This window comes from Acinetobacter sp. TY2, assembly GCF_046269225.1.
GTDB lineage: Bacteria > Pseudomonadota > Gammaproteobacteria > Pseudomonadales > Moraxellaceae > Acinetobacter.
This window is the reverse complement of sequence record NZ_JBJZOR010000005.1, coordinates 28,007-42,253: the sequence shown is the minus strand read 5'-3', so window position 1 is coordinate 42,253 and position 14,247 is coordinate 28,007. Positions and strand designations below refer to the sequence as shown.

Here is a 14,247-nt window from a genome sequence, read left to right as displayed (position 1 = left end):
TTTTCTACACTTTTTTAGATAAATGGTGATACCTTCTATGAAGCAATTCAAAAATAGGCTTGCATAGATATTGAACGAGACTTTTCAGGACTCAATGTAGCGCGTAAATAGCATGTTTTAAATTTTGAATACTTGTTTATGAAAACTATTTGTTGCTTTTTATAAAGTTTTTTCATGCTTTGACTAAAGCATATTGTTCTAAAAGACTGAATCAGTCATAATTTGCATAAGCATTATTCAATCAATGTCGATTGATTTACGCCCAAATCAAAAAACTGCAACCATTCCTGCTCGGTGACTGAACACTCAGTGGATGGTCAAATAGGATTTTTTTCAAAATGACTCAGCAAGCACAGATTATTCAAGGCTCAATTGTCGCACTCGTCACCCCTATGTTTGAAGATGGCAGCGTAGATTGGAAGGGTCTAGAAAAGCTCGTTGAGTGGCACATTGCACAAGGCACAAACAGCATTGTTGCTGTAGGCACAACGGGTGAAGCATCAACACTCAATATGGCAGAACACACACAAGTCATTAAAGAAGTGATTCGTGTTGCCAATAAGCGTATTCCGATTATTGCAGGTACGGGTGCAAACTCAACACATGAAGCGATTGAACTGACCAAAGAAGCAAAAGAACTTGGTGCAGATGCAGCGCTTCTTGTAACGCCTTATTATAATAAACCGACCCAAGAAGGTCTGTTCCAACACTATAAAGCAATTGCTGAAGCTGTCGATTTACCTATTATTTTATATAATGTACCAGGTCGCACAGGTGTTGACATGCTCAACGAAACTGTCATTCGTCTAGCAAGTGTTCCTCATATTGTCGGCATCAAAGATGCAACAGGTGATGTACCTCGTGGTCAAGAGCTCCTTGAGGGTTTAAAAGGTACAGACATGATTGTTTATTCGGGTGATGATGCAACTGCACGTGAACTGATTGAGCTTGGTGCAAAAGGCAACATTTCAGTTACAGCAAATATTGCGCCTAAAATCATGAGTGATTTATGTGCGGCAGCATTAGAAGGCAACCATGAACTTGCTGTTCAATATGATCAGCAAGTTGCAAAATTAAACAATATTCTATTTTGTGAATCGAACCCAATTCCCGTCAAATGGGCACTTCACGAAATGGAATTAATTGGCACAGGCATTCGTCTACCATTAACTCCGCTTGCAGAACAATACCGTACGCCTTTGCGTGAAGAACTCAAAGCAGCTGGTATCATTTAATAAGAGCTTAGCATTATGCAATTACGTTTTGGTTTAACCCTTGCCCTTTCAGCTTTAAGTTTAGCGGGTTGTAGTTCAATTGGCATCAAAAATGGCTCTTTAGATTATAAAGATACAACCACTTTAGCACCGCTTAAATATCCTGAAGGTTCAATGGTTAGACCTGCAACGCCTTTGTATCCAGCACCTATTGTTGAGCAAATGGCGATTGATAATGCACCAAAGTTCGAAAATAAACGTGGTAACCGCTTTGAAGTGCCACGTCCAGACGATGCAAGTGTAAAAGTAGTTGCTCAAAGCAGTGAAAGCTCTGCAGAAGCAGGTCGCCCTCAAATTTTAACTGATGGAAATGCAAATCCGTTGATCAAAATTGATGGAAATTCTGCTACAATTTGGCAGTACACACTTGCCACACTCAGCAGCTTGAATCATACCGTTGTTGGCCAAAGCAAAAATGCTTATGAAGCAACTGTCAAAGTCGACAAAAAAACGTATGTCCTCAAACTCACTTCAGTGGGCGCTAGCAATAACCTTGCGGTGTTCAATACCGATAACAGTTTTGCCGACAAAGAAGTCGCTGTAGAATTGTTAACCCAGATTTACCAAAACTGGCCAGCCTAGTCGTTCTAGGCAATTTTTTTTGCAAAAGGTTCCCCCATGTTAAAACAAACCTTGCTCTATACTGGTAAAGCGAAATCTGTTTATGAAACTGATAGCGCAGATCATCTTATTTTGGTTTTCCGTGATGATGCTTCAGCATTCAACGGTGAAAAAATAGAGCAACTGGATCGTAAAGGTAAGGTGAATAACCGTTTTAACGCCTTTATTATGGAAAAATTGGCAGCAGCAGGTATTGAAACTCATTTTGAGAAACTGCTTTCGCCAACAGAAGTGTTAGTGAAGAAGTTAGCAATGATTCCTGTTGAATGTGTAATGCGTAACTACGCTGCAGGTTCATTGTGTCGCCGCTTAGGTGTTGAAGAAGGTTTAGAGCTTACACCTCCAACATTTGAATTGTTCTTCAAGGATGATGCTTTAGGCGATCCTATGGTGAATGAATCTCAAGCGATTGCACTTGGCTGGGCAAATGCTGAGCAATTGGCTCAAATGAAAGAATTAACTCAAAAAGTTAATGTTGTACTTAAAGACTTATTTGCTCAAGGCAACATGCTTCTTGTAGACTTCAAACTTGAATTTGGTGTGTTCCATGACCGTATCGTTTTGGGTGATGAATTCTCTCCAGATGGTTGCCGTTTATGGGATAAAGATACAAAGAAAAAACTCGACAAAGACCGTTTCCGTCAAGGTTTAGGTGGTGTTGTTGAAGCTTATGAAGAAGTTGCTACACGTATTGGTGTAGATCTTTCAGATATATAATTTACTTATAGAAATTAGATACTGAAACTCCTAAAAAAACCGAGCTAAATAGCTCGGTTTTTTGTTGAAGTATATTTAGTTCACAATCATTTTAATCGGCTGACTATATAAATAATACGTATTCTGCGCATCTATTTGATATGAATAACCCACTACAACATAAGCTGTACCTTTATCTGTAAAAATGATTTGACCATTTTCAACTTTATGATTTGGTGAACCTTTTAGTACAATAAAATGTGTTGCGAGTGCTTTCAACATTGCACCATTCTGTGCTTTTAAACTCAATGGAATCGCACTCGCCTGCCCGACTTTCATATTCATTTGAGTATTCGCCTGAACATCAACAATCCAATTTGAATACTTGTGAATATCATTGGTGGTTACGCCGTTTAAACCAGCAATATACAACTGTTTAAAAGTCGTATCATTTAAATTCCATGGCCAAAAACTTACACCACGCTGCTGTGCTTCATTAAAAATATTGACCAAATCTGCACGATACGATGGATGATACGATGCAACATATTTTTGAGCATCGGCGAGCAAATACTTCACATTGGCCGATTTATTCGCTGCATTTGGTAGACTACCGACTAAAACCCCTGCCGATACATGATTCATATTGGTTTTGACTTGCTGAATTTGATCGCGATTAAATGATGTTGTAACCACTTGATCGACCACATCATATTTTGTAATTTCAGTCTTTAAAGCTTGAACCAATGTCGGCTGACTACTCTTAATTTCAATCATCAACACAGTATTTTTATTTTTTTTCAGCCAAATAAAATATTCTGCTAAAGTCGGTACGTGATAATTTTTGTGTGAGGTTCGTAATTGCTGAACTTCAGCAAGCGTCATTTCTTCAATTTTCCCTGTACCTTTGGTCGTACGGTTCACCGTATTATCATGCATCACTACAAGATGTTGATCTTTGGTCAGATAAATATCATTTTCAATAATATCTGCACCCAACGTCACAGCATGTGTAGCACTTTCAAGTGTATTTTCATCCTCAAGACTCGGTACACCACGATGCCCAATAATCAAAGGTCGGCGTAACAAAGTATTTTTAGGAAATTTTTTTAAAACTTCAGCATAAATATTGCTGTTTTGGCTCAAAATACCATTAACGCCTGTAGTTAAAATTGTGGCAGCCTGTACATGATCTGTGACATTTTGCTTCGTCCATACGGTCATTAACCGACGTTGCAAATAACTCACACTCGATTTATCAAGCCCCTGTGCAGGTAAGATCATAATTTTGCTATATGCTGCATTGGTTTTCACTACAAGTTCCGCTAAATTTTCAGTACGTTTTTTAGATGAACGATACTGACTTAAATCAAGTGCGGTACGCAGAGCTGGTAGCTTTTGATGTGCTTCTACTAAAATCTGTGCGTCTTTTGAAATCAAAGTGATATCAGATAAATCATCTTCTGGTACAAATTGTTTTAAAGCATCAATTGTTCGTATATCAAAAATATCGAATGCAAAGATTTTATTTTTGGGTCTTGTTTCTAAAAGCGATTTAAGATCACCAATTACTTTACCTGTAGCATCTAAAACACGTAATTTGCTATCAAGTTGATAATAGTATTGATTTGCTTGTGTGAACGATGCTGATGTTGCCTTTACATCGCCTATACCACTTTGAATAAGTGTTGGCGGTGCTGACAATTGAAATGCTGTATTTTGAATGGCGGATGCACTGGTTTTCAGTTCTGAAAGTGCAGCATTTTGCTCAGAGATACTAATTTTACGAATCTTCATGATAATACCCGTAGCAGATAAACCAATATCCCCTCGTAAATGCTGCTGATCAATTTCGACATCTTGCATCAACTGACCATTTAGATAATGTTGTACTCGATTACCATGTACCACAATACTGGCTTGATAGCTCTGCCCTTCTTTAAGTGTCTGACCTGATTTCGCCTCAATAACATTCCATTGCCCGTTACTTTTACGATTACCAAACTCCGTACCATTTTTTGCAGTTACATCGCTACGTACTGTAAATTGATAGTAAGTCTTTGGGATAATGCCTTGAGTCGTCACAACATCGTACATCACACTGCCCCAACGAGAGCTGTTTAATGGCTGATCAAGACTAAACTCAACATCGATACGGTAGTTCTGTTGTTGCTCTAAACTAGATGGCAACAAAATTGAAGTCGGTTGTATGTCATTCGCTCGACCATCAATTTGTAAAACACCATTTTGAATACTAATATTTCCAGGATTATTACCTGGAATACGCCACTGCTGTGGCAAAGTCTGTTGCTGAACAAAATCAACTTGATACAATATTTTTGTTATATTCTCTGTAAGATTTTCAGTTTGTTCTAATGATCTATTTTTATGAATTTCTACTGCTTGGCTAAATGGAGAAAAAAAGAATATACAGCCAAATAATGCAGATGAGAGTAATGAAATTTTCATAATTTTATGTTCATTGCAGCATGATTTTTACGACATGACACAATGATCTAGCGATAGAAAGAATATGCATATTCTAAACCTTTTTCAGTGAACTCACATCCAATTAAAAGATTTAGAATTGCATTTTAGCCGATCAAATTATTGTTGTTGCTGACTTTGTTGCCATCTACGCTGTTGTAATTTTTCACCTTCGACTTCACGTTTATTACGTGCCGATTCATATAACTTGGTGCCTTTAAGTTCAGGTGGTAAATATTCTTGCGTAACAAAATTTTCAGAATAATTATGCGGATAAAGATAATCAACACCATACCCCTGATCTTTCATCAGCTTGGTTGGTGCATTTCTTAAATGCAAAGGTACAGGTAAATTTGCTGTACGTTCAGCAAGTTCCATCGCTTTATTGATTGCTAAATAGGTACTGTTACTTTTAGCACTCGTCGCCAAATAGACTGCACATTGCCCTAAAATAATTCGACATTCAGGCATACCAATCGCTTGTACTGAGCGGAAGCATTCACCTGCAAGTAACAATGCATTTGGATTTGAATTACCAATATCTTCTGATGCCGCTACTAACATACGACGCGCAATAAAGACAGGATCTTCACCACCTTTAAGCATACGTGCCATCCAATACAATGCTGCATCAGGGTCACTGCCTCGAATGGATTTAATCAATGCCGATACCAAATCATAGTGCTGTTCACCTGACTTATCATAGCGGGCAATATTTTGCTGTGCGACTTTAACGACTTTGGCATTGGTGATGATATTTTCAACATCAGGCGCAAAAGTACTTGCAATCAAATCGAGTAAATTTAAGGCCTTACGTGCATCACCTGCTGCAAATTGCACAATGGCATCAAACTCTTCAAACTGCACAAATCTTTCTTGTAAAAACTTGTCTTGTTGAATCGCTCGGGTAAGTAAATCTTGAATCGCATCATTGCTCAAAGCATTCAAGCTATACACCTGACAGCGTGATAATAATGCACTGTTGACTTCAAAGGATGGATTTTCTGTCGTTGCACCAATTAGGGTGATTTTGCCCTTTTCTACTGCATTCAGTAACGCATCTTGTTGTGATTTATTAAAGCGATGAATTTCATCAATAAATACTACAGGCGTGAGTAGGTCACCACTTTCTGCAATAATTTCACGTAGCTCTTTTACACCAGTATTAAGTGCAGAAAGGCTGACAAAAGGTCGATCAACCGCTTGAGCCAAGAGCAAGGCAATGGTGGTTTTACCTACGCCTGGCGGCCCCCAAAAAATAATCGAAGGTAAATGCCCTTGATCAATCATTTGACGTAAAGGTGCCTGATCACCCAATAAATGATCCTGCCCGATAATTTCGGACAAATCACGGGGACGCAGTCGTTCAGGAAGTGGAATTTGTGTATCAGACATAAGACTTATGATTATAAATTGAGGCTGTTCTTAGTCTACTATGGAAAGCCTCAAACAACATATAAAAGCCAATATTTTTAAATAAGTGGATTATTAAAATAATGCTCAACGTACCCATTTTACAATGTATTCATCAATCTCTTCAGGATCAATCTCAGCCTCTGAAATACAGCGCCCTGCAACCGATTTTCGAGCTTTAATGACGTTATGGCGTGAACCTGTAATGAGATGATGCCAAGTTGGTAAACTCTTACCCTCATTGACTCTACGATATGCACAACTATTTGGTAGCCAATGAATATTTTGTAATTTTTCAGATGTCAATTGAATACAGTCAGGAACATGCTGCATACGGTTTGGATAATCTGAACAATGCCCTGTTGTGCAATCAAGTAATTTACACGCCACTTTGGTATAGGCAATCTCATTAGTTTCATCATCTTCTAATTTGATTAAGCAACATTGCCCACAACCATCACACAAAGCCTCCCACTCCGCTTGTGTCAGCTGCTCAAGCGTATAGTTTTTCCAAAACTCTGTGCGCAATTCATTGCTCATTTCAATTGATTTTCCAAGCCTTTAGATCAATTATAACAGTTCTAAGCTTTGAATTTGATCTTACAAATATCAACTTCAAATACTCTTGTTACACTTCTACAGCTTGCTCACATGAGTACAACATAAATTCACACGCTTAAAATTACATCACACCTATACTAAATTTAATCGATAAAAAAGAAGGAGAAGAGTATGTTCCGTTGGGCTATTATTTTCGCCATTATTGCACTTGTTGCGAGTCTATTTGGCTTCGGTGGTGTCGCAGGTATGTCGAAAGACTTTGCTGTCATTTTATTGGTTATTGCTGTCATTTTAGCCATAGTTGGATTTTTATTTAAGGGTCGTGCCTAAAAAAATTATGTGCTAAACATACAATAACTTAGTTTATATAAGAAGAAGGCTATATGCCTTCTTTTTTAATTTCAAATATATAGCTCAATAGTTATCAGGGTGCTTAAGAAATATAATTTCTCACATTTCAATTGTTAATATTGGCAACAAAGTCATTTTAAAAGTATATTTTTATGATTTAATCGAGCTATTCCCTCATCTTTATAAGGATTTAATGCATGACTCTTGCCATCCAAACACGTGAAGTGGTTTATCAAGACAAAGATGGTCATCAACTGATCGGTTATTTCGCTGCACCTGAAAATGCACAAGCTGTTGCAGGCGTACTTGTTTCACCTGAGTGGTGGGGCCGCAATGAATATACCGAACAACGTGCACGTGAACTTGCAGAACATGGTTATGCAGCCCTTGCGATTGATATGTATGGTGATAAAAAAGTCACAACAGATGCATCTCAAGCCTATGCATGGATGATGGATACATTTAAAAACGCCAATACTATTGTTGATCGTGCAACTGCTGCACTCGAAATATTGGCAGCACAGCCTGAAGTCGATTCAAATCGTGTGGCGGCGATTGGCTTTTGCTATGGTGGTAAAGTCATTTTAGATCTTGCACGTTCAGGTGCACCGCTAAAAGCTGTTGCCACATTCCATGCAAATTTGAGCGCTCAATCTCCTGCTGAAAAAGGCAAAGTTCAAGCTGAAATTTTAGTATTACACGGCGAACAAGACAGCATGGTGTCTTTAAATGATGTAGAAGGATTTAAACAAGAAATGACTCAAGCTGAAGTGACTCATCGTGTCACTATTTTAAAAGATGCGAAACATGGTTTCAGTAATCCACTTGCTGATGAACGTGCTCAAGCCAATAATGTCGATTTGGGTTATAACGCGGCAGCGGAAAAGCAAAGTTTGCAAGAAATGTATGCTCTACTACAACGTAAACTTGCTTAAAATAAATGAACGAAAAGATCATCTTTTTAGCTTTACGACATACGGTAAAGCCATTCAAGATGGCATTAATACTTAGAGGAAAATATCATGACTGACAAAAAATGCCCTTATTGCGAATTTGATGAATATGACATCATTGCGAAAAATGAGTATGGCGTTATTTTGCCTGAACTGAGTCCAATCTCGAAAGGACATTCAGTTATTATTCCACTACGCCATGTCGATTCTTTTTTTGAAGTTACTGAGAAAGAACGTAAAAGTCTATCTTCACTTCTTGAGCTTGCACGCAATGAATTGAAAATCCGTCATCAACCTGAAGGTTTCCATATTGCATTTAATGATGGCAATGTCTTTGGTGATGATCAAGCTGAGCACTTCCACATTCACATTATTCCACGCTATAAAAACGAACCATTAAAATTGGATCAACGTTGGGGTATTACAGCTTAACGTTTATTTTGAAATGATAAAGACGTTTCGGCGTCTTTTTTATTATCCATCATATTGCATCCTCTTTCAGTGCTATTCTTCGCTATACTGCTCTCGTCTTTTCCCATCTTTAATTCTTCTGAGTCCTATGTCTTCATTTTCTTTTTCTGATGCGCTCTTAACATGGTTCGATGTACATGGACGCCATGATTTACCATGGCAAGTGGCAGATGATCCTTACAAAGTTTGGGTTTCAGAAATTATGTTACAGCAGACTCAAGTCAAAACAGTTTTACAATATTTCCAAAAATTTATAGATCGTTTTCCAACAGTCGATGATCTTGGTAAAGCATCATGGGATGATGTCGCTCCCTATTGGGCAGGGCTTGGTTACTATGCTCGTGCTCGAAATTTACACAAATCCGCAGGTATTGTGCATCAAACAGGAAGTTTTCCAAAGACATTAGAAGAGTGGATCGCATTACCTGGCGTAGGACCTTCCACTGGTGGGGCACTAATGTCACTCGGACTACGCAAATATGGTGTGATTATGGATGGTAATGTAAAACGAGTACTTGCCCGTTTTCATGCCATTGAAGATGATTTGAGTAAGCCAATACATGAACGTGCAATGTGGCAACTTGCAGAAAGTCTTTGCCCAACTGAGCGTAACCATGACTATACTCAGGCGATTATGGATTTAGGTGCAACCATTTGCACACCGAAAAAACCACTGTGTCTATACTGCCCAATGCAACAGCATTGCAAAGCACATGCACAAGGACTCGAAACTGAATTACCGTTTAAAAAAGCTAAAAAGCCTGTACCTATCAGATATGCTAAAGTTTTATTGATCGAGTCAGATGGACAATGGTTATGGCAGCAACGTCCGAGTAGTGGCTTATGGGGCGGTTTATGGAGTTTGCCTATTATTGAAAATGACATTGAGTTTGATCAAATTTGCCAAAGCTTAAAACTCATTTCTAAAACAGAATCTATGCAAATTTCACATAGCTTCACCCATTTTACGTGGATTCTCACGGCACAAGTATTCAAAGTTGAAGCAGAGGAAAAAGAGTATTTATTAAGTGAATTGGATGGCGAATGGTTATCGCCACAAAAAGCTACACAAATGGGCATTCCTACAGCGATGAAAAAATTGATCTCTGCTGTTGATCTATGACATAGTCGGATACGAGCTAAAAATAACTCATACTTATAACGTCAAATTCACTTGATTAAATGATCTCATCATTTTTAATAATAGGATTGCCTGTGTCCCGCTTATTTTCCTTGAGCCTGCTTGGTTTTATGCTCACCCTACTTAGTGCCTGTACCACAGCACCTAAAAAACAAATTCCAATAACATTACCGACAGAAACAGTGTTACAGCTTAAAGCGAGTCCTATGCCAAAGAAGCTACCTATTCCTGTCGATGGCATTAAAACCAGCCAACTCAGTGATACTTGGGGAGCATCACGCAGTCAGGGACGTAGCCATGAAGGTATTGATATTATGGCTCCACGTGGAACAAAAGTGTTGAGTAGCACCAATGGCATAATCACAAGTTTGAAAAGCAATAATTTGGGTGGCATAGTCATTTGGATGATGGGACCTGCGGGGACATATCATTATTATGCGCATCTCGATGGACACAAACGGGGTCTAAAAGAAGGTGACTATGTTAAAAAAGGCACATTGATTGGTTATGTCGGCAATACAGGAAATGCAAGACACACTGCCCCTCATTTGCACTATGGATTATACTTAGAGGGTAAAGGGCGTGGTGCAGTCAATCCCTATCCCTATTTACGTTAATTTTTTAAAATCAGGAATTAGATTTCATGTCAGAAGCTTTCATTGAGCGCATGGTTACATTTGCAGAATCAGGCAATCAGCAAAAAATTGTACTGAATGATCAAACGCATCAAGGTTGGATTATGGAAATTTCTGAAGATTCCCTCTTGATCAGTACAGGATTTGCAGATAAAACAGGTAAAGATATTTGGATTAAATTCACAGATTTAGAACAAGCACAATTATCCTATTGGGATAATCAAACAGATCAATGGGCAGATTTCAAAATCTAAATACTCTGCCCAACTTATAGCGGAGTATACTTCATGACAACCCAACGCTGTGGATGGTGCTCCGATGATCCACTCTATATCGCTTACCATGATTATGAATGGGGTATCCCAAATCATAATGAACAACATCTATTTGAAATGCTATGTCTTGAGGGGCAACAAGCTGGACTTTCTTGGATTACTGTACTAAAAAAACGTGAGCGTTATCGTGAACATTTCTTTCAGCATTCGATTCTACACATTGCCCAACTGACCGATCAACACCTTGAATATAAATTACAGGATGCAGGTATTATCAGGCATATTGGTAAACTCAAAGCCATTCGGGATAATGCCATTGCTTGGGAAAATATGAAAGCTCAAGGTATTAATATGGTCGATTGGTTATGGAGTTTTGTAGAAAGTGCACCAAAACTTAATGATGTCCCCAATTATAAACAAGCGCCTGCACAAACTGAAATAAGTCAAAAGCTATCCAAAACACTGAAAAAAAATGGCTTTAAATTTGTCGGACCAACAACCTGTTATGCTTTTATGCAAGCCGTAGGTATGGTTAATGACCATGAAAATAGCTGTACATTTCGCTAATCACCCATTCAAAAACGATAAAATCTTTCTTCTATAAGGAATGACACAATGACAAACAATACAATCAATGCTTATGCAGCACACAGTGCAGGCGCAGAACTTGTTCCTTACCAATTTGATGCTGGCGAATTACAAGCTCATCAAGTTGAAGTCGAGGTTGAATACTGTGGACTTTGCCATTCTGATGTTTCAGTAATTAATAATGAATGGGGCAATGCAGTTTATCCAGTTGTTGGCGGTCATGAAATTATCGGTATCATCACTCAACTAGGGTCAGAAGCGAAAGGTTTGAAAGTTGGGCAACGCGTTGGAATTGGTTGGACTGCGGAAAGTTGTCAGTACTGTGACCCATGTGTCAGTGGTCAGCAAGTACTTTGTACAGGAGAGAAGAAAGCGACTATTGTAGGTCATGCAGGTGGTTTTGCAGATAAAGTTCGTGCAGGTTGGCAATGGATTATTCCTCTTCCTAATGACTTAGATCCTGAAAGTGCTGGCCCATTACTATGTGGCGGAATCACCGTATTTGACCCTATTTTAAAACATCAAATTTCAGCCATTCACCATGTCGGTGTAATTGGCATTGGTGGTTTAGGTCATATGGCGATTAAACTACTTAAAGCATGGGGCTGTGAAATTACTGCATTTACTTCAAGCCTAGACAAGACCGATGAACTCAAAGCTATGGGGGCAGACCATGTCGTCAATAGCCGTGATGCAAGCGCATTAAAATCTCAACGTGGCAAATTTGATTTATTGCTGTGTACCGTGAACGTGACTTTAGATTGGAAATCGTATTTAAATACCCTAGCACCAAATGGTACTATTCACATGCTCGGTATGGTACTTGAACCGTTAGCAATTCCTGCAGGAACACTAATTAGTGGTGCAAAATCAGTTACGGGCTCTCCTACTGGCTCTCCATTTGCACTACGTCAACTTTTACAATTTGCAGCACGTAAAAATATCGCACCACAAATTGAGCTGTATCCGATGTCAAAAATTAATGATGCCTTGGAACGTCTACATTCAGGTCAGGCACGTTATCGAATTGTGTTAAAAGCTGATTTTTAATAAACCGTACTAATCTCTTTAATCGCTATCGGAATTGATAATTTTTTACTTACTTTTTCTATTCAATAGAATCCATCCCAACCTCCCTTTAAAAAAGGGAGGAGATGTCCTAATCTAATATTAAACAGATTCGTAATATTTCCCTCTTTTTAAATATGAGTAGCAAAGCTACGCAAGAAGGAAAATCTTTAAGCCACATTTTCCACGTCTAACTCCCCTCTTACCCAATCTGCCAACAACACAAGCGCATCTTTAATTTCATCTGATAACTCATGCCCTGCATTTAAACGAATACAATTGTTATAACGATTGTCCTCGCCAAAAATTAAACCCGGAACGATATTAATACTGTGCTCTTGTGCAAAATAATACAGTGCCAAACTATCAATTTGCTCAGGAAACTGTAACCACAATGCATAACTGCCCTGCGGTTCATTTAAACGAATATCGACATCATAAAAAGCAGAATGAATAAATTGACGATACTGCTCCACCTGCACCATCAATTTAGGACGTAACTCAGTGAGATGTTGACGATAAGCTCGACTAAAAATTAAATCGGCAAGTCCCAATTGTAGCGGTGTATTTACCGATATATTCTGCAACATTAACTTGGCATGTAAATGTTGCAAGCTCGATGGTAGGCAAAACCATCCCACTCGATACGCAGGTGATAAAGATTTAGAAATCGAACTACAATAAATCACATAACCATCTTGATCCCAATATTTGATTGGCAATGGACGCTTTGCATTGAAACTACATTCTGCATAAATATCATCTTCAATCACATAGCATTGATATTTTGAAGCAAGTTGAGCAATTTTTTCTTTCTCTGCGTTGCTCAGACAGAAACCTAAAGGATTCTGAAAATTGGCCGTTAATAGACATACTTTTGCGCCTGAATTTTGCATTTCCTGTTCTAATCGTTCTAGGTCAAAACCTTCAGTATTAGCAGGAATTTCAACAATTTTTCGGTTCAATAAAGCTAATAATTGCAACTGACCATTATAGTTAGGGGTTGGAACAATAATACTGTCACCTTCATTACTCACATTTTGTACCATGATGGATAATGCAGGCATACAGCCATTGCTGATATAAATATCATCCTTAGCAATATAAAAGCCATCTTCAGCCCAATGCACTGACAAAGCTTCACGTAACTGTGAATGACCTTGCCGATTGTTATATAAAAAGTCTTCAGGTTTACAATGCTTTAAAGCACGTTGAATAGAACGTCTAATTGCCTCGACAGGTACTAGGTTTGGGGACAGTTGAATTGAACCTAAATGAACTAAGCGACTGTTGGCTGAAGCTTCATGGATTTGTATTTGTAAATCCAAGTTAGAAATATCACGGGCATGCGATTTAAAATCGGGATGATTCGGTACAGCAATTTGCGGTTTTTGCGTAAGAGATTGTACAAAGTAACCTGATTTTTCTTTGGCATAAATCAAGCCTTGCGCTTCAAGTAATTCATAGCAACTTTTTGCAGTATTCAAACTAGTACTTTGCAACTCAGCAAACTGCCGTAAAGAACTAAGTTTTTGCCCAACAATCAATTCACCGCTATAAATTTTCTGTGCAACCTGCTCTGCTAATACCTGATATTGAAATGCCATATCTGTACCCAAATTTTAATAATAGTTGTATCTGTATCTATTAAACTAACAGATTTATTCTTCTTTTACAGTTAGTTTTAAATCCAATTGATTTAAAAGGAGAAAA

At 38.3% G+C, this 14,247-nt stretch carries 15 protein-coding genes; 11 read left to right on the top strand and 4 right to left on the bottom strand.

Translation table 11 applies throughout. From position 1 onward, the window contains the following. Positions 1-338 precede the first annotated feature (338 nt). From dapA to purC, 3 genes are read left to right on the top strand one after another with little or no spacing between them, the layout of a single operon-like run. Positions 339-1,235 (top strand): 4-hydroxy-tetrahydrodipicolinate synthase, encoded by an 897-nt coding sequence (gene dapA, locus ACK1JC_RS04300; protein WP_409510627.1) that lies wholly within the window; start codon positions 339-341, stop codon positions 1,233-1,235. Between the two features lie 15 nt (positions 1,236-1,250). Continuing rightward, positions 1,251-1,856, top strand: coding sequence for a lipoprotein-34 precursor (NlpB) (locus tag ACK1JC_RS04295; RefSeq protein ID WP_409510626.1), 606 nt, complete (start codon positions 1,251-1,253; stop codon positions 1,854-1,856). A gap of 36 nt (positions 1,857-1,892) precedes the next feature. Beyond that, positions 1,893-2,612, top strand: a complete 720-nt coding sequence (purC, locus tag ACK1JC_RS04290; RefSeq protein ID WP_409510625.1) for a phosphoribosylaminoimidazolesuccinocarboxamide synthase — start codon at positions 1,893-1,895, stop codon at positions 2,610-2,612. 75 nt (positions 2,613-2,687) lie between these two features. On the opposite strand, the gene ACK1JC_RS04285 is transcribed toward purC, so the two are convergent. From ACK1JC_RS04285 to ACK1JC_RS04275, 3 genes are all read right to left on the bottom strand, one after another. Next, the gene (locus ACK1JC_RS04285; protein WP_409510624.1) at positions 2,688-5,060 is read right to left on the bottom strand and encodes a glycerophosphodiester phosphodiesterase family protein; all 2,373 of its coding nucleotides are present in this window, start codon (positions 5,058-5,060) and stop codon (positions 2,688-2,690) included. 138 nt (positions 5,061-5,198) lie between these two features. Next, on the bottom strand, positions 5,199-6,473 hold the full coding sequence (locus ACK1JC_RS04280; protein WP_409510623.1) for a replication-associated recombination protein A: 1,275 nt from the start codon (positions 6,471-6,473) through the stop codon (positions 5,199-5,201). A 105-nt stretch (positions 6,474-6,578) separates the two neighbouring features. Continuing rightward, positions 6,579-7,031 carry a YcgN family cysteine cluster protein gene (locus ACK1JC_RS04275; RefSeq protein ID WP_409510622.1) on the bottom strand — a complete coding sequence of 151 codons (453 nt, stop codon included), beginning with the start codon at positions 7,029-7,031 and terminating at the stop codon, positions 6,579-6,581. A gap of 192 nt (positions 7,032-7,223) precedes the next feature. Between ACK1JC_RS04275 and ACK1JC_RS04270 the strand changes: the two genes are divergently transcribed. The 8 genes from ACK1JC_RS04270 to ACK1JC_RS04235 all read left to right on the top strand — a co-directional run bounded on the left by ACK1JC_RS04270 (position 7,224) and on the right by ACK1JC_RS04235 (position 12,516). Beyond that, entirely contained in the window at positions 7,224-7,382 is a 159-nt protein-coding gene (locus ACK1JC_RS04270) for a DUF1328 domain-containing protein (RefSeq protein WP_409510621.1), read from the top strand. Between the two features lie 218 nt (positions 7,383-7,600). Then, positions 7,601-8,338, top strand: a complete 738-nt coding sequence (locus tag ACK1JC_RS04265) for a dienelactone hydrolase family protein (protein WP_409510620.1) — start codon at positions 7,601-7,603, stop codon at positions 8,336-8,338. Positions 8,339-8,425: 87 nt separating this feature from the next. After that, positions 8,426-8,788, top strand: a complete 363-nt coding sequence (locus ACK1JC_RS04260) for an HIT family protein (protein WP_409510619.1) — start codon at positions 8,426-8,428, stop codon at positions 8,786-8,788. 127 nt (positions 8,789-8,915) lie between these two features. Continuing rightward, positions 8,916-9,950, top strand: a complete 1,035-nt coding sequence (gene mutY / locus ACK1JC_RS04255) for an A/G-specific adenine glycosylase (RefSeq protein ID WP_409510618.1) — start codon at positions 8,916-8,918, stop codon at positions 9,948-9,950. Positions 9,951-10,042: 92 nt separating this feature from the next. Beyond that, on the top strand, positions 10,043-10,585 hold the full coding sequence (locus ACK1JC_RS04250; protein WP_409510617.1) for a peptidoglycan DD-metalloendopeptidase family protein: 543 nt from the start codon (positions 10,043-10,045) through the stop codon (positions 10,583-10,585). A gap of 26 nt (positions 10,586-10,611) precedes the next feature. Then, a complete protein-coding gene (locus tag ACK1JC_RS04245) occupies positions 10,612-10,857 on the top strand; it encodes a hypothetical protein (protein ID WP_409510616.1) in 246 nt (81 codons plus the stop codon). A 33-nt stretch (positions 10,858-10,890) separates the two neighbouring features. Then, positions 10,891-11,445 carry a DNA-3-methyladenine glycosylase I gene (locus ACK1JC_RS04240; RefSeq protein WP_409510615.1) on the top strand — a complete coding sequence of 185 codons (555 nt, stop codon included), beginning with the start codon at positions 10,891-10,893 and terminating at the stop codon, positions 11,443-11,445. A gap of 48 nt (positions 11,446-11,493) precedes the next feature. Next, on the top strand, positions 11,494-12,516 hold the full coding sequence (locus tag ACK1JC_RS04235; protein WP_409510614.1) for an NAD(P)-dependent alcohol dehydrogenase: 1,023 nt from the start codon (positions 11,494-11,496) through the stop codon (positions 12,514-12,516). Positions 12,517-12,704: 188 nt separating this feature from the next. Here ACK1JC_RS04235 and ACK1JC_RS04230 read toward each other — a convergent pair whose 3' ends face one another. Next, positions 12,705-14,141, bottom strand: coding sequence for a PLP-dependent aminotransferase family protein (locus ACK1JC_RS04230; RefSeq protein WP_409510613.1), 1,437 nt, complete (start codon positions 14,139-14,141; stop codon positions 12,705-12,707). Positions 14,142-14,247 lie beyond the last annotated feature (106 nt).